Source organism: Streptosporangium nondiastaticum (assembly GCF_003011965.1).
GTDB lineage: Bacteria > Actinomycetota > Actinomycetes > Streptomycetales > Streptomycetaceae > Streptomyces > Streptomyces nondiastaticus.
In genome coordinates this window covers 1-405 of record NZ_PXWG01000391.1, presented here as the reverse complement: position 1 = coordinate 405, position 405 = coordinate 1, and the positions used below count along the sequence as shown (strand labels likewise).

The 405-nt window shown below is 66.4% G+C and carries 1 protein-coding gene; it reads left to right on the top strand.

All coding sequences use genetic code 11. The annotated features are described in order from the left end of the window. Positions 1-405, top strand: a 405-nt coding sequence (locus tag B7P34_RS38050; RefSeq protein WP_223268643.1) for a hypothetical protein, incomplete at both ends; no start/stop codon positions are given.

Sequence of the window (405 nt, the reverse complement as noted above, 5' to 3'; positions counted from 1 at the left end):
CATCGGCGTCGGATCGGATGGCGTAACTGCAGCGGGCAACCTGCTGCAGGGCATTGCATTGCGCAGCGCCAACGGATACGCGGCGCCACTGGGGCCCGCGCAGGCGAACGAGCCGGGGGTGTCGTTCAACACCATCGGTGGAACGGGGGCGACCGCCGGAAACGTCATCGCCTTCAATGGCAGCGCCGGCGTCGCGGTTTTCGGCAATCCCGTATCCGCGGGGGGGCAACCAAACATCGGAAACCAGATCCTCGGAAACAGCATCTTCCGGAACGGTCGCAACACGCTCGGTGCGTCCTCGGCGCCGACGCCACTGCTCGGCATCGATCTCACCAACGGCTTCCTGTTTCCGAGGGAAGACGGCCAGACGCGCAACGACTCGAACGCGCACACGGGCCCGAGCGC